Below are 18,314 nucleotides of genomic sequence, written 5' to 3'. Positions count from 1 at the left end.
AATCACTCAAGCGTTACATTCCTCATGGGAATGTATTGCATAAAATTAATGAATTTTAATTATCGCTGTACAAGGCGTAGCTTGATTTGAGGACATGGAGAATCGCCTTGAAATCATCGCCTCTGAACGCAGCTGAAAAATTTGATACCTCACGGGCCAATGAGTACGGACGACAGAGCCGTATTGCATTAGCAGGCTATGACGCCTGCCACGATCTTGCGGCGTGCATGCTGGCGGCAATCCTCGGTGAGACAAAACCGGCAAGAATACTGGTCGTTGGCGCTGGCGGGACGGCCCAGGAGATTATTGCAATGGCAAGGCTGGAGCCGAGTTGGCGCTTCACTGCCGTTGATCCCTCTGAGCCGATGCTGGAGGCCGCGACGCAGCAGTTGGAGGCAAACAACTTGCTTGAGAGAACGGACGTGCATCTTGGTCAGGTTGACGACCTGCCGCCGGACGCGTCATACGACGCGGCGACGCTGATCGGTGTACTCCATCATCTCGCTGGAGACGACGCCAAACGGCAACTTCTACGTTCCATTCGGACTCATCTGAAACCGGGTGCGCCGTTGATTGTCGCGGGCAATCAATATGCCTATGCCAGTCAACCATTGTTGCTTGCTGCCTGGGGGCAACGGTGGCGACAGCAGGGTGCGAGCCCGGATGAAGTGAAGGTCAAACTTGGGAAAATCCTTCAAGGCGCTGACCCTCCACACTCCGAGGCGGCAGTTCAAAAACTGCTGCATGACTCGGGATTTGGAGACGCTACTCGTTTTTTCAGCAGCCTTTTCTGGGGCGCTTGGGTGACGTATAAAACTGTCTGAGTGGAACCGATTGTCGGTTATTGGCCGATTGTGTTGAAAAAGTCGACCCCGCCTGGCTACCCATGCATTGAGCGGTGAAAGCGCCTTTTTTGCACACTACTACGTCAAATCTGAGCCCAAGAACCTTCTGCCCAAAACTCGGATTTCAATCTCAGACGCGCACTTTTCTGCCGTGGAAACTGAAGCCGACTTTTTCAACACAATCGGCCAAAAGCGGACGCTCAAAGGTGTCCAGGAAAGCCGGGGCGATTCAGCATTCAGATAGTGCGAGGCCCAGATCAATTGCGGGTTTTCTTCCATCAAGCCGCGACCTGCCAGCAAAGTGGTGGTTTGCATCTTGGGCGCTGTTTGTAGAGAATCCCCCTTTTGCTCGAAAGGATGCGTGCAATGAAGGTCGAAGGGACTTTCCAATACATGACCCCACACGGGATCGTCTTCAACGTCTCGCAGATCACCCTCACCGACCTCACCGACCTCACCGACAGCGAGCGCGGCCGCCTGCGCGAGCTTCATTTTGGCGAAGCGAAAAGCGCCCACTATCAGGTCAACAGCAAGGTCGTAGAGATGTACGACAAGATGCAGGCCAAGAACCTGCCGTGCGTGATGATGATCGGCATCTCCAAGCCGCTGACCCGGCAACAGGCCGACGCCCTAGATGCCCAACGCACCAGACTCGCCAACCTGGGCGCCTCCGCCTTCGGTGGCGCTGCCGGTACTGTGGGCGGTTTAGCCGGGCCTGTAGGCAGTTTCGCCGCAGGTACTGTTGTAACGGCGGGTGTGCGCTCGTACGTCAATGACGCTCTGCCCACCTACCATGCTGGCGACGTAATCGTCAGCATCCAGGCGCAGGTCAATGGTGGGATTGGACCACAGCGCTCTTCCGAATCCCTGATCATCAAGACCTGAGGGGGGCTGCACATGTCCGAAATTACCCAGACGGTCATCGTCGTGGCGCTGGCCTTTCTACTTGATCGGTTTCTTAAGCCGTACCCGCTGCGCAAGTGGCTAGGGGTGACGCTGGTGGTGGCAGGCGCAATCGGCTGCGTTGTAGTGAGCCAGGCCCAGTTGCTGGGCTTTGACATGGGATTGATGTCGGTCCTTGCCGTGCCGGTGGGCGCGGGGCTGTTCGTGACCAGGCGGCGGTTTGTGGAGGTTGGCTGAAGTGCATCATCCCTAGCTCGGCATCATCCACCAGCGCCTTGGCCAAAGCGATGTAAAAAGGGGGGGGCCTGCCTTCGATTGAAGCTGGCTGACTGCCGTAGGCCGATTCCCGCTTGTGTGTTGTGAAAACCGAGACCGACTTTTTCAACAGAATCGGCCGATAGGAGCATGTCGCCCCCGGAAGCATGGGATCGTGATTATGGACGACGTCGGTAACGTCGTGTGGCGAGTGACGTCCGTGCCATCATCGAAGGAAGGGTGATGAGGCGAACGTCCACGTCAGGGAAATAAAACTCAAACTATGAATAAGGGCGGTCTTCGAATCTATCGAAGCCCGAGGACCGACAGGACAAACAGGGCGATCACAACTGCCCCGACGATGTAGACGATGCTGCTCATGAAATCCACCTCTCATACTGAACGGGATTGCGACACCAAGGTATTGCCAATACAGGGTACGGCACTGTTGCTCGAAATTCCGTTCGGCAGCACACATAGCTCCGTTATTCATTCGCAACGTGCCCTGGCACCCGTTCGGGCCGAGAAAAAACTTAAAGTCGTGTCCGGGATGAGTGGACCGTTACAAACTGACCGCAAGTGGCGTCAAGCCTTCTGCTAATTGCCATCCGCCACTTTCCGTTCTATTTCAGCTATTTTTCGACTGCGCTCCTCAGCCTCCTGCTCCTGGGTTCGAGTTAAAGGGGGCGTAACGGTTACGTCTACATTTTTGGCATCACTCTCCCTGTCCTCAAGACCTCTTTCGACCACATTGGCGGGTTTGCCAGACGTATCGGTGGGAGGGGAGTTTGACGTCGTTTCTGATTCGTCGTCGTCAACACGGTCATCGTTGTTCATATCGCTACCTCCATTGGCCTATACATTGGATGCAGCGGTATGGCTTGAGTTCGATTTTTTACCGGCGTTCCTGATGGATATCGGCTCTCGTGATGTTCATCGGGATTCAACTGTATGACGCGCGTAGCTCACCAGGCTTGATTGTCCGCCTCGCAGCGTCCTACTGACCGCCAAACACCGCTGGCCTGCGCTGCGCAAATGCCGCCAGCCCCTCATCAAAGTCGCTGCTCTCACACGCCTGTCGACGCAGTTCTGCGATCTGTTCCATCGCCTGGACGGGCATCGGTTGCAGGTCTTCGAGGATGCGCAATTGCTCCTTGACCGCCGCGATGGCCAGCGGCGCTTTGCCGGCAATCGTGCGTGCCAGTTCCAGCGCAGTCGCCTCCAGCACGTCGCTGTCGACCAGCCGGTTCACCACGCCGAAGTGTTCAGCGCGTTCTGCATCGAGCTTTTGCGCGCAGAAAAACATTTCCTTCAACACGTGAATCGGCAGGTTGTTGAAGAAGCGCAGCAGCCCGCTCGTGGTGTAGGGCAAACCGATGTTTGCCGGTGTCATCGAAAAGCTTGCACTGCGATCCGCGACCACCAGGTCGCAACTCATCGCCAGGTCGACCGCGCCACCCCATACCGAGCCGGAGATCATGGCGATCACCACACCGGGGTAGGCGCGGATGCGGCGCAACACTTTTTCGAGTGGCTTGCCGTAGGCAACTGGGTCGTGGTCGTGTTGCAGTTCGCGGATGTCGTGGCCGGCGCTCCAGACGGGCTGGCCGACTTCGCTGCCCAGTATCACCACTGGTATGCGTTGTGACGCCAGTGCGGCGAGGCTTTCGTCGAGGGCGTTCAGCAGTTGTGCGCTGAGGGCGTTGCGGTGGGTGGGGTTGCTGAAGACCAGCCGGCCGATTCGTTCATCGACAATGTTGACGGTCACGGTGGCGGAAGAGGTTTGCGTCGGGTTCATTGTGCGGTTCCTGTTGATTGTCCGGATGCCATTACTGGCGAATCACTGCTGTCCTGATACACGGCTTTCGCGGCCAGCAGCGCGTTGATCGACGCCGTGCCGAAACCTGCCTCGCGCAGGACTTCGAGGGTGTGTTCACCGAGCAGCGGCGGTGGTCGCTGGCTGACACCGGGCGCAGGTTCTGTTGCGTCGGTTGCGCTGAACACCGGGGTTACTACCTGGCGCAGCGCGCCGAGTGTCGGGTGCATGAGTGTCCGGGTCAGCTGGCTATGCAGCACCTGCGGGTCGTCGAACACTTCGTCGAGTGTATTGATCGGGCCTGCGGGTAAACCAGCCTCGATGAACAGTTCGGTCCACGCGCGTTTGCTGCGGGTTTTCAAGCGGCTTTCCAGAATAGCTTTCAACTCGTCACGTCGCTCGACCCGAGCTTCGTTGGTTGCGAAGCGCGGGTCGTCCGGCAGTGTCGGTAAATCGAGCAGGGTGCATAAACGTCCCCACATGGCCGAGGTGATCGGCGCCAGGTTGAGCGGGCCGTCCTGCGTCTGGAACACCCCGTAAGGCGCAATGACCGAGTGGGCGTTGCCCGTTCGGCGGGGGACATCGCCCAGGCTGAGGTAGCGTTGCCCGTGCACACTTAACAACCCGACCAGGCTGGCCAGCAACGAGGTGCTGACGTGCTGGCCGCAACCGCTGCGTTCGCGCTCCAGCAGGGCGGCCATTACCGCCGTCACCAGCCACATACCCGAGGTCAGGTCGCCGATGGCCGTGCCGGTGCGGGTCGGGTCGCCATCGACGAACCCCGTCAGGCTCATCAGCCCCGAATAGCCCTGCGCGATCTGGTCGAAACCTGGCCAGCTGCTCATCGGGCCGTCGCTGCCAAAGGCGTTGATGCTGCCCATGATCAGCCGCGGATTGCGTGCGCTGAGCACCTCATAGCTGAGGCCCATGCTATCGAGGGTGCCGGGTTTGAAGTTCTCGATCACCACGTCGGCATCATCGACCAGCCGCTGGATCGCGGCCAAGCCCTGGGGGTTGCGGAAGTCGATGCAGATGCCGCGTTTATTGCGATTGCACGACAGATAGTAGGTGCTCACACCCCGGTCGAACGGGCCCCAGGTCCGGCTCATGTCGCCGGACGGGCCGGGCTCGATCTTGATCACATCGGCGCCGAGGTCCGCCAGCACCATGGTGCAGAACGGCCCGGACAGTGCGCGACTCAAGTCGACGATCTTCACGCCTTGCAAAGCTTGCATACGGTTCTCCACTGAATGTTTGAGCGCTGCTGTTTTATTGCGGCAATGGCTGATTACGGGTTTCGACGGCAAACGGCAGGATCAGAATGCCGGCCACGAAGGCCGCAGCGGTCCAGGCGATGGGGGCGCCCAGCGAGCCGTGCCAGTGGATCGCAGCGGCCAGCAGGAAGTTGACGCCAGCGCCGATGAAGCGGCCGACCGAGGCATTGAAGGCGAACGCCGTGGCGCGGATCCGGGTCGGATACTGCTCAGGCAGCCAGAGCGAGAAAATCGCGAAGTTACCGCCGAAGAAACCGAGAAACACCAGCGACGCCATGAACAGGTGCAGGCCGTCGTCCATATAAAAGACCCAGCCGAAGGCGACCACGATTGACGTCGCCATACCGGCGAAGTAGATGGCCAGCGCAACCCGTCGTCCGAGCCGCTCGGCCAGCCACGGCGCAACGAGGCAGCCGAGGATGGTGCTGAGCGACAGCACCGCCGCACCAATGGAGGCCAGGTGCACGGCGCCGACGTGGTCGATGCCGGCGCGGGTGGCCAGGGTCACCACGGCCGTTGCTTCGTAAACCGAGCCGGCCCACAAACCGACGATCGCGACGCCGACCAGGGCAGAGCTGGTCAGCGTGCGTCGGCGAAAGGCCGGGGCAAAGATTTCCCACCACGAGGTGCGAGTGGAAGCGCTCGGGGCGTGAGGGCGCCCGGTGTGGTGCGCAGCTTTATGCGTCTGCGCAGGCTCTTTGACCTTCAATGCGGTGTAGATCGCCACCGCCGCCGGTGCGAGGCCGCACAGAAACATCACGCGCCAGCCGTAGGTTGCGCCGACGGTGTAGTTCAGCAACGCGGCGATGAAAAAGCCGAAGTAGTAGCCCGTTTGCAGGTAGCCCGCGCCCATCTTGCGCCGGTCCTCCGGCCAGCTCTCGGCCACATAGGTGCCGGCCAGCGCCCATTCGCCGCCGACACCGATCCCGGCGATCAGCCGAAACGCCGCCAATTGCCAGATGTTCTCTGAGAACGCCGCCGCCCCGGTAAACAGCGAGTACACCAGGATGCTGGCTGCCAGCATCTTCACCCGACCAAAACGGTCGGCGAGCGGCCCCCAGATAAACGACAGACCCCAGCCGATCAGAAACAGCCCGAACAGCAGAGAACCGTACATGGCGATATTGGCGGGGGTTGGGGTTATGCCCGAGTTGGGCAGCAACTCGGTCAGGGCGGGAATCAAGACCAGGGCGAAGATCACCGAGTCCACGCCGTCCAGCACCCATCCCAGGTAGACGGTCCAGAAGCCGCGAATCTGCTCGCGGGTCAGGGGCGTTTTGATCGGCTTCACGCTCGTTGCTGATGCGGTTAATGCTCTAGACATTAAGATCTCCCATTGACCTTGATCAGGCCTATTGAGGCGCTGCGAGGCGGGGGCCGCCGTCAGCGCTTCGTTTATTGTGAAATCAGTCTAGGCAGCGCATCTCATAAGCTACAAATATGAAATTCCTTTGGTCCTATCGGATATTTATATAGAGTCAGATTCTTTGGACGCCCACCATGGACCTGCGCCAGTTGCGGTATTTCATCAAGGTGGTCGAGTGCGGCAATATCACCCGCGCCAGTGAGGCACTGCATATCGCGCAGCCCGCGATCAGCCAGCAGATGCACAATCTGGAGCGGGATATGGACACGCAATTGCTCGAGCGCAGCGTGCAGGGCGTAGTGCCCACCGCGGCCGGGCAGACGCTGTACCGGCATGCCATCGAACTGCTGCGCCAGGCCGACGGCACCCGTGAACTGCTGCGTCAGGACGCCGAACTCCCGCAGGGCAAGGTCTCGGTCGGCATGCCGTCGAGTACGGCGCGGATGTTGGCGATTCCGCTCGCACGCACGATCCGCAGTCGGTATCCGGGTATCAAGCTGGAGTTGATCGATGCCCCGAGCGCCGAGCTGGGAGGCCTGATCACGGTCGGGCGGGTTGCGCTCGCGGTGAATGTCGATGTGGTCGAAACCCGTGGGATGATCTCGCAGCGACTGCTCACCGAAACGCTGTACCTGATCGCGTGGCCGGAATTTCCGTTACCCGAGGGGCCGGTGACGATCGACGCCCTGGCGAAGATGCCGCTGGTGCTGCCTTGTGCCCCGAACACGATTCGCAGTCGAGTCGAGTCGGCATTGCAGGAGGCCGGTCTGCACTGTGAGGTCGAGTTCGAAGCCAACTCCACGGACTTGCTGTTCTCAGCCGTTCTGGCAAAGCTGGGTGTGACGATCCTGCCTTGGGCAGCCGCCCATGTCGAACTGGATCAACAGAAGCTCAAGCTCGCCAGGATCGATCATCGGCTGTTCACGCGTGAGCTGTCTTTGTGCTGGCCTGACACGGCCGTGCAGAGCAACGCGGTGCAAAAGGTCAAGGCGACCATTTTTGAACTGTTCGAGGCGGTTGGACGCCACCCGGGGTGGGCGGACGGGCAGTGATGAGTCCGGTTGCGTGGGCTTCAGGCAATAACCTAAAGTCGTGATCGACTTAGAGCATGACGCTCGTGACGGATGAGCAAGCCGTGGCCCGTGCGCGCTGACTAACGATGAGGGAGCCAACGGCGAAAGTCGGCTCCGAGATTGATCGGTTCCCACGGTGGACTTATAAAGTGTGTCTCGCTTATGTCCTATGCGGGAAAATTAACGCATTTCGGTACCCGTTCGGCAAACACATATTCTCAAATGCAGTGGCTTTGACTTTGCTGCCTGGTACGGGCAGAGTCTGGTGCTACGTGAGGATGGATGCCTCGGTAAGGCTTAAGGAGAATGCCGTGTTTCCGATCAATATTTGGCTTGCCTATACTGCCGCGTGCTTGCTATTGGTACTCGCACCCGGCCCGGACAATCTGCTGGCCGTAGGCCGAGGACTCAGTCAGGGCAGGATAGCCGCTATCGTATCGGGCATGGCATCTGGGGCGGGAACTCTATTTCATGTGGCAACCGCTTCGCTAGGACTGACTTTGCTTATGCAGACGTCCGCAGTTGCCTTCTGGGTCGTCAAGCTTATCGGCGCCGGTTATTTACTTTGGCTTGGCATAAAAGTCCTACGCTCTCGTAGCCTGATTAGCTTCCAGCCAGCGACTCGGCAATCACTGCCGAGCATTTTCCTCACGGGATTACTCTCGGCAGCACTCAATCCGAAGCCTGGGTTTTTCGTCCTTGCGTTCATCCCGCAGTTCGTAGACCCACAACGCGGCTCAGTGAGCGTGCAGATGCTGGTATACGGCATATGGTTCGCCGCACTTACGGCAGTGGGATTCGCACTTATGGGCGTATTTGCCACTGCACTGTCCCGATTTTTGCGTCAGAGGCCACGGCTGGTAAATGGCTTGAACGTAGGGGCAGGACTCACCTTCGTTGCTTCGGGAGTATCGATAGCGGCGCTCAGCCAAAAATAGGATCCGTGTATTGGCGTCGCGGGGCTAAGATTCCAGCCTCGCTAGTTTTGCCTCACAGGACATTAGCGAGAAATGCGGGAGCCGGTGTGATCATTGATGCTTTCCTCATCTCTGAGTTGCCGGCTCATGGCATCGCAGCTTTCAGACCACGATGTCAGCCAATTCGACATCTCTGGTGACTGTTCGGACAACCCCAGCTCTCGAACAAATTCGCTTGGAGGAACAGTACCTTTTGCTGACCGAAACAGACCCCGCATCACGACTACCCCAATCACTCGCCCTTTGCTCACAAACCGATGTTCCATGAAGCTCCATTTGTCGTCCCAACCGAGCATCCTGGTGTGGATTTCGAATGCTTCAAACAACTTCAGCTCACGACGAAATTTACCCCAAGTATCCCCAACGACAGGCAGCGCCTTTGAGCGCAGAGCCACTCGATAGGCACCACTGCGCAAAACAAAATCCATGCGTCCGACGTCAGCCAGTGTGAAATATCGGCCATTGGTGACGTGTCGATTGAAGTCGAGATCCAGTGGCCATACGCGCATTTGAATGACGGTCGATTCCATGGCATTTGCCGGTTTGCGCCATGGTCGGCGCAACAGCATGAGGAGAAGTCGGAACCAGAGATTCATGAATATGCCGATAGTTGAATGATCGGTGCACTGTAGAGACGGAGGATCGGTTCAGGTAGGTGCGTAAATGACTTTTTTTGCCTGAAAAGTGCATTTTGGTCATTAACGCTGCTCAGCCTGCACCTGATTCACCAACGTTTTGCTCCAACCTCTTTAGGTAATGAGATAGATCACTTTGGACCGTGAGTTTTACGCCTGCGAGACTCCAGCTTTCGATTCAGTGGAGCCCCAAGCAAGGCCGCCCTCGCCGGTAGTGGGGAGCGCTTTCCGGTACTCACGCAAAAGCAAAGGTGCGTCGGTGGCTCTAAGGCCTGCTTGCTCATCATTCAGCGACGCTTGGCCACCTCAATAAGAATGAGCGTCAACCACACGCTTCACCGTGTCGAGTGCGACTTGCAGGGCATCCAGTTCCAGCGAGCCAAGTGCAAGCCTGATCGCGTGAGGAATAGGGGCAGATGTCGCAAAGGGCTCCGCAGTCGACACCGAAACCTGCTCGCGCATCAGTGCCATCGCCACCTGGTCCGCGCGAACCTCTTCACCCAAGGGCAGCCAGAGAAAATAGGAGGAGGGATGGCCTATGTACTTCAGGTCGGTCAACGTGCCCCTGGCCATGGCCTGTCGCTTCGTAGCGTCCCGGCGCTTTTCGCGCTCCAGGCGATTGACCGTGCCATCGTCGAGCCAATTACAAGCGATTGAAGTCATCACCCCGGGTGTGTTCCAAATGGTCGCGCGTATGGCTCTCTCGATAGCGGGAACCCAGGCGGTGGGCGCCGCGACAAATCCGACGCGCAACCCGGTGGCGACATTTTTCGAGAGGCCTGTCACGTACACGGTTCTTTCCGGTGCAAGCGCTGCCAAGGGCGGCGGTGCATTCTCTGCGAGAAACGCATAGGCGGCGTCCTCGATGATCAGCAAGTCATGCTCGCGGGCGATGCTCACCAAGCGTTGCCGCCAGCTTTCGCTGGCGACCCACCCCAGTGGATTGTGCAAGGTTGGCATGGTGTAGACGGCGCGGACCTTTCTGCTCTGGCACAGTCGAACCAGGGCATCCAGATCGGGTTCACAGCCGGCAGCAGGGAGGGGGGCCAGTTCCAGGCGCTGGGTATCCGCGAGGACTTTGAAACCGGGATAGGTCAAGGCATCCGTCGCGACGACATCACCTGGGCGCAGCAGCCCCATGACAGTCACCGCCAAGCCGTGTTGAGCCCCGTTGACGATCAGTACCTGCTCGTCGCTGACGCTCAAGCCTCGGCATTGGAGATGCCGGGCGACTGACGCACGCTCATGCTGTCGCCCTCCATGGGGCTGATAGCGGAGCAATGCCTCCAGATCGCCCGAAGACGCCAGTTGGCGCAAGGCGCCACGCAGCAGTTCTGCCTGACCCGGTAGAGAAGGGTAGTTGAAGTTAAGGTCCAGAACACCGGTGGCGACCGCATGCTGATCAATGCCTAACCCTGATGGCAACGAGGTCTCCCGGACAAAAGTACCTCTCCCGGTTTCGCCGCTGACCAGGCCCATTGTTTCAAGCTCTGCGTAGACACGGGTCGCCGTGGCTAAGGCGAGGCCTTCGTTGGCCGCAAGCTCTCGGTGCGTGGGCAGACGCGTTCCAGGTGGCAGGCGTCCTGCGCGAATGTCGGCCGCGAACGCGTCCACCAACGATTTATACCGGGAGCGAGCCATGGAGATGTATCCATTACAATAATTTGATTGTACTAATTATTCGCCATAGCCTGCCTCTGTACAACCGCCTCCTTCAGGCGGATGCCAGCCACATTTGCAGGAAGACCCAATCATGCATATCGCCATTCTCACCTTTGAAGGCTACAACGAACTCGACTCCCTGATCGCACTCGGCGTGTTGAACTGCATCAAGAAGCCGGGATGGCGCGTGTCGATTGCCAGCCCGACGCCCCGTGTTCGCTCAATGAACGGGCTCGTGATTGAATCCCAGGCAACGCTTCGCGAGGCGAGCGAAGCCGATGCGGTGATTGTCGGGAGCGGCATGCAGACTCGTGAAGTCGTGGCTGACACCGCCCTTATGGCGCAGTTGCAACTTGATCCCTCGAGGCAGCTCCTGGGCGCGCAGTGTTCGGGCACGCTGGTACTGGCCAAGCTTGGCTTGCTGGAGAGGGTACCGGCCTGCACGGATTTGACGACGAAACCGTGGGTTCAGGCGGCTGGCATCGATGTCCTTAACCAGCCGTTCTTCGCCAAAGGCAACATCGCCACAGCCGGCGGATGCCTCGCTTCGGTCTATCTTGCGGCGTGGGTCATTGCTCGCCTGGAAGGCATCGAAGCGGCGGAGAGCGCACTGCACTACGTCGCGCCGGTCGGGGAAAAGGAAGAGTACGTCCAGCGCGCAATGCGCAATATCGCCACGTACCTATCCGATGGGCAGGTTGCTTGAGGCGATTACAGCGAGAATCAAACCGCTGACTCAACTCGGCTTTTGCGCAAGCTGCGTTACCAAAAACTCGATAAACGCCCGGGTCTTCTGCGGCACCCGACGTGCAGACGAGTAGACCGCGTTGATGGTGATCGGTGGGGCCTGCCATTCGCACAACACGGCGACCAGCCTGCCGGCCGCCAAAGCCTCTTCGACAATGAAGCTCGGCAGCAAGGCGATCCCCATGCCGGCTTCTGCGGCCTGGGCCAGCAGGTCGCCATTGTTGGCATGCAGAGGACCGGTGACGTGTACGCGCTGCGTCTCGGTGCCGTTGCTCAGTTGCAGGCTGACGCCACTCTGCAGGTAGCCATAATTCAGGCATTGGTGTGCACTCAGATCCTTTGGCGATTGCGGTGTCCCTGCGCGCTCAAGATAGGCCGGGGAGGCGACCATGATCCGCGGAGCGGGCGCCAACAGACGGGCCACCAGGGAGGAGTCCGGCAGGCTCGCGATGCGGATGGTCACATCGAAGCCGCCGCGTACCGGGTCAACCTGCTGGTCACTCAGGACCAGTTGCAGCTCGATGTTCGGATGCTGCTCATGAAACAACGGGATCAGCGGCCCGAGCCGCCGCAGACCGAACGACATCGGCGCGTTGACCCGCAGCACGCCGCGTAGTTCGCCAATGCCGTTACGCGCACGTTGCTCGGCTTCGTCCACTGACGCGATCACTTCACGGGCCGCTTCGTAGTACTCCGCGCCGGCCTCGGTCAAGTGCAGGCTGCGCGTCGTGCGCTGCAGCAACTGCACACCGATGGCCTCTTCCAGCGCCTGAATCTGTTTGCTGACTTTTGAGCGTGGCACATCCATCGCTCGGGCTGCGGCGGCGAAGCCGTTTGCGCCGACGGTGGCGACAAAAGCACGCATGCATTCGATCCGGTCCAAGACTGTCCCTATTTTGGAAATAATGATTATGCATTTTAGGTAATTGTTTCGGTTTTATCCAGAAACTACATTAGGTTCCAAGCCGGTAGCACACCACCTCCAACGAGACCAAGCACCGCGCCTTGCAGTCTGAATAACTCAACCATCCAGAACACCGACATCAAAAGGAACACGCCATGTCTATTCGTGAATTGCTCAACCCAACCAACTCCGCGCTGATCCTGATCGACCACCAGCCGCAAATGTCCTTCGGCGTGCAATCGATCGACCGTCAGACCTTGAAGAACAACACCGTTGCACTGGCCAAAGCTGCGAAGATCTTCAACGTGCCGACCATTTTGACGTCGGTCGAAACCGAAAGCTTCAGCGGCTATATCTGGCCGGAATTGCTTAGTGTGTTTCCCGATCATCAGCCCATCGAGCGCACCTCGATGAACTCCTGGGAAGATAAAAAACTGGTAGAAGCGGTGAAGGCCACCGGTCGCAAAAAGCTGATCATGGCCGCGCTCTGGACTGAAGTGTGCTTGAACTTCCCGGCTCTGGAAGCGCTGGCCGAAGGCTACGAGGTGTACATCGTCACCGACGCATCGGGCGGGACAACCAAAGAAGCTCACGACATGTCGGTGCAGCGGATGATCCAGGCGGGTGCGGTGCCGGTGACCTGGCAGCAAGTGTTGCTCGAGTACCAACGCGACTGGGCACACAAAGAGACTTACGACGCAGTGATGGACCTGGTGCGCGAGCACAGTGGTGCCTATGGCATGGGCGTGGATTACGCCTACACCATGGTGCACAAGGCGCCGCAACGTCAGGTCAAGTAAGTCGCGAAAAATACCGCTGCTCAACGGCGCAGTTCGCTGCGCCGTCACTGCCAGCGGCATGCTCGGAGAGTCAGTCATGAACATCGAATTGTCGGAAGGCGTGGTCACACTGCTGGTGCGCCATCGGGTCAAACAGGGTGGGGATGAGGCGTACGAAAACTGGTTGCGCCGTACCATCGCCATGGCGCGCACGTATCCAGGGCATCTGGGCATTGATGTGATGCGCGGACAAAGCCAGGGGCTGGCCCAGTTCACCAGTGTGCTGCGCTTCGCCACGACTGAACAATTGCAGCATTGGCTCGACTCCGAGGATCGCCGCAAGCTGGTCGAAGAGGCGCAGCCATTGCTTGCTGATGGCGACCAGACCGAGGTCAATGCCGACCGTGAGTTCTGGTTTACCCCGGTCGATGCTACCGCGCCGTCCCCTCCACCGCGCTGGAAGCAGGCTTGTGTGACCTTTTTGGTCATTCTGCCCCTGAGCTTTCTGGTGCCGACGCTGTTCAAGCCGCTGTTTGGCTGGATGCCCTGGCTGGGCGGCTATGTGCAAAGCACTGTGCTGATCACGGCCAGCATTGTCTTGTTGGTGGTCTACGTGTTCATGCCTCGGGTGACGCGCCTGTTTGGAAAGTGGCTGCAGCCGCGATCCGGCGCATGAATGAGGTCCCTGCTGGGTGCCGCTCCTCGCTGGCAGTGCGCAGGTTCTCGTATTGCGGGGGCTTTCAACGCTAAGCCAGGTACCGCTGGAACCAATCCAGCGTCCTGCTCCATGCAAGCCTGGCAGCAGCTTCATCGTATCGAGGCGTGGAGTCGTTATGGAAACCATGGTTAACGCCAGGGTAGATGTAGGCTTCGTAAGTCTTGCCGGCAGCTTTCAACGCCTGCTCATAGGCGGGCCATCCTTCATTGATCCGCGTATCCAGTTCGGCGTAGTGCAGTAGCAGAGGTGCTTGAATACGGATGACCTCTTCAGCCTTTGGCTGACGGCCATAAAAGGACACGGCGGCACCCAGTTCCGGATAGGCCACAGCCGCGGCATTGGCGACGCCACCGCCATAACAGAACCCGACGATGCCGACTTTTCCCGTGGTCGAGTCATGCTTCATCAGCCACTCGATGGCGGCAAAAAAATCATTCATGAGCTTTTCAGGATCGACGGTCTGCTGTAGCTCCTGACCTTTTTCATCGTTGCCGGGATAACCTCCGACTGACGTCAGCCCATCGGGGGCGAGGGCGATGAATCCCGCTTTGGCCAGCCGCCGGGCGACATCCTCGATGTAGGGATTGAGCCCGCGATTTTCATGCACGACCACCACCGCCGGCACCCTGCCGCTGGCTCTCGCCGGGCGTACCCGATAGCCACGGACTTGCCCGTGTCCCTTGGGGGAGGGATAGGTAATGTACTCGGCAATGATGTCCGGATCGGTAATTTGCACCTGCTCGGCGAGCGCATAATTCGGGCTCAGGGCAGCGAGGAGTGCGCTGGCCGTCAGACCGCCTAACGTGAACAACGCCGCCCGATCCAGAAACTCTCGCCTGTTGATCATGCCATGGGCGTAGTTGTCGTAGAGTTCCAGCAGTTCAGGGGCAAAATCTTTTGCAGTAAGACGGTTCATCTGTGCGCTCCCTTTGAATCACCTGGGTTGCCACTGTGTTGTCCTGCAATGCATCGTAAACGTGCTGCTCGGCCATTAAATACTTCAGGTACGTCAATCCGAAGTGCAAGCATGAGCTTCGCGGCGATATCACCGGCGATCGAAGTCAGTTCGGTCAGACGATTGCCGGGCTTTGCTGAAAAGTAGCTTCGAGTGGGCTGCAGTCCACCGCCGATTGCATCGCGTGTCGAGGGTTGCCAGGTCATTAGTGAGCCGCGTAGGTGACTCCCCGGTGACTTCGCACAGCAGCGCTGTTATAGCTTCTCCGTTAACCGTGCCGTGCTCTTGTAGAAGATCTGCGACAGCGGTGACAGCGGGCCAGTAATGACGCACCAGACAGCAGGAGCGGGCGATTGCCAGGGACTCTGCGTCGAGTAGCTTTCGTACAGGCAGCAAACTTATCAATTCGTAACCCCTGCACCGGTCCCCACTGCCGCTGCCCCAGATGAATTTGTCCGATTTGGTGCGCCTGTAGACTGCTTCGGCCACCGGGCCGGCGAAGCAATCGAGAAGATCGCGCTCAATAGAATCGACCATTGAGGGCAGGTATTCAGCAATCCCGGGCGCGTCGAAGGATGGGTACGGGACCAGGTAATCAGCCTCAACCAATCCCTCTACGTTTTGCGGGTTGCCGCGCAGATCAATCATTGGGCCGGTGCAGGCTTCTGTCTTGGTACGCACAGTGACGCGCTCTATGTGCTGAGCATTCCACCAAAAGGCCAGGGCGTGGCCAGCTTCGTGGACGGCCGTGCGGCGCGGGCACTTATTCATGGTCTGGTCCTCTCCCGTACAGGCGTACGTCGCGTATCAGGTCTATTCCGTCCTTAGGTGTCAGGTAAAAGACTAGGCCTATCAGGACCTGATACGCCACCTATTAGCTGACTGCTTTATAGGGGGCTAACCTTAACGGAGCGCTGGTGAAAACTGGCCGGTTGAGACCTGATAAGAGATACGAATAAGTCAGAAGCGTACTAGGCTTGCCGTGGGCCACCGTGCTGGTAACTCGATTGCCACTATCCGGATTGCCCGTGTGACCACGACGATCAATTGATCGAATTGTTGGCCCGGCAGCTTATGTCATTGATTTCGCTCGTCGCTATTGCGTGCCCACGCGGGGCCGGATAGCCGGATGAATACGACCAAAGGTAGCTCACACATGGCAACTGAATCGAAATGCCCGTTCAATCACGCCGCCGCGGGCGGTGGCCCATCGAACCGCGACTGGTGGCCGAACCAACTCAATCTGAAGATCCTGCACCAGCACTCGTCCCTGTCCGACCCCATGGGCGAGGGCTTCAACTACGCCGAAGCGTTCAAAAAACTGGACTTTGCGGCGCTCAAGAAAGACCTGCATGCGCTGATGACCGATTCGCAAGACTGGTGGCCTGCGGACTTCGGACACTATGGACCGCTCTTTATTCGCATGGCCTGGCACGCCGCAGGCACTTACCGCACCGGCGACGGACGCGGTGGTGCCGGCTCCGGTCAGCAACGCTTCGCACCCCTCAACAGTTGGCCGGATAACGTCAGCCTCGACAAGGCACGCCGACTGCTCTGGCCGATCAAGCAAAAGTATGGTCGTAACATCTCCTGGGCCGATCTGATCGTCCTCACCGGCAACGTCGCGCTGGAATCCATGGGCTTCAAGACCTTTGGTTTTTCCGGAGGCCGTCCGGACGTCTGGGGACCGGATGAGGACGTCTACTGGGGCTCCGAAAAAACCTGGCTGGGGGGCGACGTGCGCTATGGCAAAGATGAGAGCCCTGGTGTCCAGGAGCGCAACCTGGAGAAACCGCTCGCCGCGGTGCAAATGGGCCTGATCTATGTCAACCCGGAAGGCCCGGAGGGCAACCCGGACCCGCTCGCTGCTGCGGTGGATATCCGCGAAACGTTCGCTCGCATGGCGATGAATGACGAAGAAACGGTGGCCCTGATCGCCGGTGGCCATGCCTTCGGCAAGACCCACGGTGCCGGGCCTGCGTCCAATGTGGGCGCCGAGCCCGAAGCCGCTGGCCTCGAAGCGCAGGGCCTGGGCTGGAAGAACAGCTTCGGCACGGGCAAGGGTGGCGACACGATCACCAGCGGCCTGGAAGTGACCTGGACCACGACACCCACGAAGTGGAGCAACAACTACCTGGAGAACCTGTTCGGCTTCGAGTGGGAACTGACCAAGAGCCCGGCCGGTGCGAACCAGTGGACGGCGAAAAACGGCGCTGGCGCGGGCATCATTCCAGATGCTCACGACCCGTCCAAGCGGCGTAATCCGACCATGCTGACCACGGACCTGTCCCTGCGACTCGACCCGATCTATGAGCCCATTTCACGGCGCTTCCTGGCAAACCCGGATCAGTTGGCCGACGCCTTCGCCCGCGCCTGGTTCAAGCTGATCCACCGCGACATGGGGCCGATCTCACGCTACCTGGGTCCGGAAACGCCGAGCGAAGAGCTCATTTGGCAAGACCCTGTTCCAGCGCTCGACCATGCCTTGGTCAACGACAGCGACATCGCCTCACTCAAGAGCAAGCTTCAGTCCTGTGGCCTGACAGTCTCGCAGCTTGTATCAACTGCTTGGGCGGCGGCGTCCACCTTCCGTGGCTCCGACAAGCGCGGTGGTGCCAACGGGGGGCGCCTGCGCCTGGCCCCGCAGAAGGACTGGCCGGCCAACCAGCCTGGGCAACTGGCGAATGTGCTGGCGACCCTTGAGAAAATCCAGAGCGAGTTCAACAGCGCGCAGACTGGCGGCAAGAAGATCTCGCTGGCGGACCTGATCGTGCTGGCCGGTAGCGCTGGTGTCGAACAGGCGGCAAAAAATGCCGGTCACACCGTCACGGTACCGTTCACTCCGGGGCGGATGGACGCGAGCCAAGAGCAGACGGATGTGGAATCGTTCGGGTTTCTCGAACCGATCGCCGATGGCTTCCGCAATTACCTCAAGACCCGATACCGCGTACCGGCCGAGGCGTTACTGATCGACAAGGCGCAACTGCTGACACTCACCGCACCAGAAATGACGGTGCTCATTGGCGGCCTGCGCGTGTTGAATACCAACGTCGGACAAACCCGGCACGGGGTCTTCACCACGCGAACTGAAGCGTTGACCAACGACTTCTTCACCAACCTGCTCGACATGGGCGTGGAATGGAAGCCGGTCTCGGACGCCAATGAAGCGTTTGAAGGACGCGATCGCAAAACCGGCGACCTCAAATGGACAGGTACTCGTGTCGATCTCGTCTTCGGCTCAAACTCGCAACTGCGGGCCTTGGCCGAAGTCTATGCAAGTGCCGACGCGCAGGAGAAGTTCGTGAAAGACTTCGTGGCAGCCTGGACCAAGGTGATGAATCTCGACCGCTTCGAGCTCAGGTAACGCGAGTGTTGGACCCTCGGTCCTGGAGTGGGCCACCTCGA

The 18,314-nt window shown here is 59.2% G+C and carries 18 protein-coding genes; 9 read left to right on the top strand and 9 right to left on the bottom strand.

What is annotated here, in order from left to right; all coding sequences use genetic code 11:
- Nucleotides 1–107 precede the first annotated feature (107 nt).
- The 3 genes from BK658_RS01745 (at nt 108) to BK658_RS01735 (ending at nt 1,985) form a co-directional block, all read left to right on the top strand.
- Nucleotides 108–824: a class I SAM-dependent methyltransferase gene (locus BK658_RS01745; protein ID WP_123580610.1), complete on the top strand. Its 717-nt coding sequence runs from the start codon at nt 108–110 to the stop codon at nt 822–824.
- A 387-nt stretch (nt 825–1,211) separates the two neighbouring features.
- Nucleotides 1,212–1,730 (top strand): hypothetical protein, encoded by a 519-nt coding sequence (locus BK658_RS01740; RefSeq protein ID WP_123580608.1) that lies wholly within the window; start codon nt 1,212–1,214, stop codon nt 1,728–1,730.
- A 12-nt stretch (nt 1,731–1,742) separates the two neighbouring features.
- Complete coding sequence (locus BK658_RS01735; RefSeq protein ID WP_123580606.1) at nt 1,743–1,985, top strand: hypothetical protein; 243 nt, start codon at nt 1,743–1,745, stop codon at nt 1,983–1,985.
- Nucleotides 1,986–2,600: 615 nt separating this feature from the next.
- On the opposite strand, the gene BK658_RS01730 is transcribed toward BK658_RS01735, so the two are convergent.
- From BK658_RS01730 to BK658_RS01715, 4 genes are all read right to left on the bottom strand, one after another.
- Entirely contained in the window at nt 2,601–2,840 is a 240-nt protein-coding gene (locus tag BK658_RS01730; RefSeq protein WP_123580604.1) for a hypothetical protein, read from the bottom strand.
- A 160-nt stretch (nt 2,841–3,000) separates the two neighbouring features.
- Nucleotides 3,001–3,801 (bottom strand): methylmalonyl-CoA decarboxylase, encoded by an 801-nt coding sequence (scpB, locus tag BK658_RS01725; protein WP_123580602.1) that lies wholly within the window; start codon nt 3,799–3,801, stop codon nt 3,001–3,003.
- A complete protein-coding gene (locus BK658_RS01720; RefSeq protein WP_123580600.1) occupies nt 3,798–5,054 on the bottom strand; it encodes a CaiB/BaiF CoA transferase family protein in 1,257 nt (418 codons plus the stop codon). Before BK658_RS01720 ends, scpB begins: the two co-directional genes overlap by 4 nt.
- Nucleotides 5,055–5,088: 34 nt before the next feature.
- Entirely contained in the window at nt 5,089–6,417 is a 1,329-nt protein-coding gene (locus BK658_RS01715) for an MFS transporter (protein ID WP_123580598.1), read from the bottom strand.
- Between the two features lie 176 nt (nt 6,418–6,593).
- Here BK658_RS01715 and BK658_RS01710 point away from each other — a divergent pair, with 176 nt between their 5' ends.
- Together BK658_RS01710 and BK658_RS01705 are read left to right on the top strand one after the other, a co-directional pair.
- Nucleotides 6,594–7,511 (top strand): LysR substrate-binding domain-containing protein, encoded by a 918-nt coding sequence (locus tag BK658_RS01710; protein ID WP_123580597.1) that lies wholly within the window; start codon nt 6,594–6,596, stop codon nt 7,509–7,511.
- A 332-nt stretch (nt 7,512–7,843) separates the two neighbouring features.
- A complete protein-coding gene (locus BK658_RS01705) occupies nt 7,844–8,470 on the top strand; it encodes a LysE family translocator (RefSeq protein ID WP_221178583.1) in 627 nt (208 codons plus the stop codon).
- A gap of 62 nt (nt 8,471–8,532) precedes the next feature.
- Here the strand turns inward: BK658_RS01705 and BK658_RS01700 are convergent, their stop codons facing one another.
- Nucleotides 8,533–9,105, bottom strand: a complete 573-nt coding sequence (locus BK658_RS01700) for a thioesterase family protein (RefSeq protein WP_123580595.1) — start codon at nt 9,103–9,105, stop codon at nt 8,533–8,535.
- Between the two features lie 345 nt (nt 9,106–9,450).
- A complete protein-coding gene (locus BK658_RS01695) occupies nt 9,451–10,785 on the bottom strand; it encodes an aminotransferase-like domain-containing protein (protein ID WP_123580592.1) in 1,335 nt (444 codons plus the stop codon).
- Nucleotides 10,786–10,897: 112 nt separating this feature from the next.
- On the opposite strand from BK658_RS01695, the gene BK658_RS01690 reads away from it, so the two are divergent.
- Nucleotides 10,898–11,512 (top strand): DJ-1/PfpI family protein, encoded by a 615-nt coding sequence (locus BK658_RS01690; RefSeq protein ID WP_123580590.1) that lies wholly within the window; start codon nt 10,898–10,900, stop codon nt 11,510–11,512.
- Between the two features lie 30 nt (nt 11,513–11,542).
- Here the strand turns inward: BK658_RS01690 and BK658_RS01685 are convergent, their stop codons facing one another.
- Nucleotides 11,543–12,436 (bottom strand): LysR family transcriptional regulator, encoded by an 894-nt coding sequence (locus BK658_RS01685; RefSeq protein WP_123580588.1) that lies wholly within the window; start codon nt 12,434–12,436, stop codon nt 11,543–11,545.
- A 176-nt stretch (nt 12,437–12,612) separates the two neighbouring features.
- On the opposite strand from BK658_RS01685, the gene BK658_RS01680 reads away from it, so the two are divergent.
- Complete coding sequence (locus tag BK658_RS01680) at nt 12,613–13,257, top strand: hydrolase (RefSeq protein WP_054597057.1); 645 nt, start codon at nt 12,613–12,615, stop codon at nt 13,255–13,257.
- Nucleotides 13,258–13,333: 76 nt separating this feature from the next.
- A complete protein-coding gene (locus BK658_RS01675) occupies nt 13,334–13,912 on the top strand; it encodes an antibiotic biosynthesis monooxygenase (RefSeq protein ID WP_123580586.1) in 579 nt (192 codons plus the stop codon).
- Between the two features lie 70 nt (nt 13,913–13,982).
- Here the strand turns inward: BK658_RS01675 and yghX are convergent, their stop codons facing one another.
- The gene (gene yghX, locus BK658_RS01670) at nt 13,983–14,870 is read right to left on the bottom strand and encodes a YghX family hydrolase (protein ID WP_123580584.1); all 888 of its coding nucleotides are present in this window, start codon (nt 14,868–14,870) and stop codon (nt 13,983–13,985) included.
- 129 nt (nt 14,871–14,999) lie between these two features.
- Nucleotides 15,000–15,680, bottom strand: coding sequence for a hypothetical protein (locus BK658_RS01665; RefSeq protein ID WP_123580582.1), 681 nt, complete (start codon nt 15,678–15,680; stop codon nt 15,000–15,002).
- A gap of 358 nt (nt 15,681–16,038) precedes the next feature.
- Here BK658_RS01665 and katG point away from each other — a divergent pair, with 358 nt between their 5' ends.
- Nucleotides 16,039–18,273: a catalase/peroxidase HPI gene (katG, locus tag BK658_RS01660; protein ID WP_123580580.1), complete on the top strand. Its 2,235-nt coding sequence runs from the start codon at nt 16,039–16,041 to the stop codon at nt 18,271–18,273.
- The last annotated feature ends 41 nt before the right edge of the window (nt 18,274–18,314 follow it).

It is taken from the genome of Pseudomonas brassicacearum (assembly GCF_003732175.1).
Classification (GTDB): Bacteria; Pseudomonadota; Gammaproteobacteria; order Pseudomonadales; family Pseudomonadaceae; genus Aquipseudomonas; species Aquipseudomonas brassicacearum_G.
The sequence above is the reverse complement of the archived record's forward strand: the minus strand, read 5'-3'. Positions and strand labels throughout refer to the sequence as shown.

Excerpts from the sequence above, each read along its gene's own strand:
- BK658_RS01675 (WP_123580586.1), top strand. The coding sequence starts at position 13,334 with ATGAACATCGAATTGTCGGAAGGCGTGGTCACACTGCTGGTGCGCCAT.
- BK658_RS01700 (WP_123580595.1), bottom strand. The coding sequence starts at position 9,105 with ATGAATCTCTGGTTCCGACTTCTCCTCATGCTGTTGCGCCGACCATGG.
- scpB (WP_123580602.1), bottom strand. The coding sequence starts at position 3,801 with ATGAACCCGACGCAAACCTCTTCCGCCACCGTGACCGTCAACATTGTC.
- BK658_RS01740 (WP_123580608.1), top strand. The coding sequence starts at position 1,212 with ATGAAGGTCGAAGGGACTTTCCAATACATGACCCCACACGGGATCGTC.
- BK658_RS01695 (WP_123580592.1), bottom strand. The coding sequence starts at position 10,785 with ATGGCTCGCTCCCGGTATAAATCGTTGGTGGACGCGTTCGCGGCCGAC.
- katG (WP_123580580.1), top strand. The coding sequence starts at position 16,039 with ATGAATACGACCAAAGGTAGCTCACACATGGCAACTGAATCGAAATGC.
- BK658_RS01710 (WP_123580597.1), top strand. The coding sequence starts at position 6,594 with ATGGACCTGCGCCAGTTGCGGTATTTCATCAAGGTGGTCGAGTGCGGC.
- BK658_RS01735 (WP_123580606.1), top strand. The coding sequence starts at position 1,743 with ATGTCCGAAATTACCCAGACGGTCATCGTCGTGGCGCTGGCCTTTCTA.
- BK658_RS01680 (WP_054597057.1), top strand. The coding sequence starts at position 12,613 with ATGTCTATTCGTGAATTGCTCAACCCAACCAACTCCGCGCTGATCCTG.
- BK658_RS01715 (WP_123580598.1), bottom strand. The coding sequence starts at position 6,417 with ATGTCTAGAGCATTAACCGCATCAGCAACGAGCGTGAAGCCGATCAAA.
- BK658_RS01720 (WP_123580600.1), bottom strand. The coding sequence starts at position 5,054 with ATGCAAGCTTTGCAAGGCGTGAAGATCGTCGACTTGAGTCGCGCACTG.
- yghX (WP_123580584.1), bottom strand. The coding sequence starts at position 14,870 with ATGAACCGTCTTACTGCAAAAGATTTTGCCCCTGAACTGCTGGAACTC.
- BK658_RS01665 (WP_123580582.1), bottom strand. The coding sequence starts at position 15,680 with ATGAATAAGTGCCCGCGCCGCACGGCCGTCCACGAAGCTGGCCACGCC.
- BK658_RS01730 (WP_123580604.1), bottom strand. The coding sequence starts at position 2,840 with ATGAACAACGATGACCGTGTTGACGACGACGAATCAGAAACGACGTCA.
- BK658_RS01690 (WP_123580590.1), top strand. The coding sequence starts at position 10,898 with ATGCATATCGCCATTCTCACCTTTGAAGGCTACAACGAACTCGACTCC.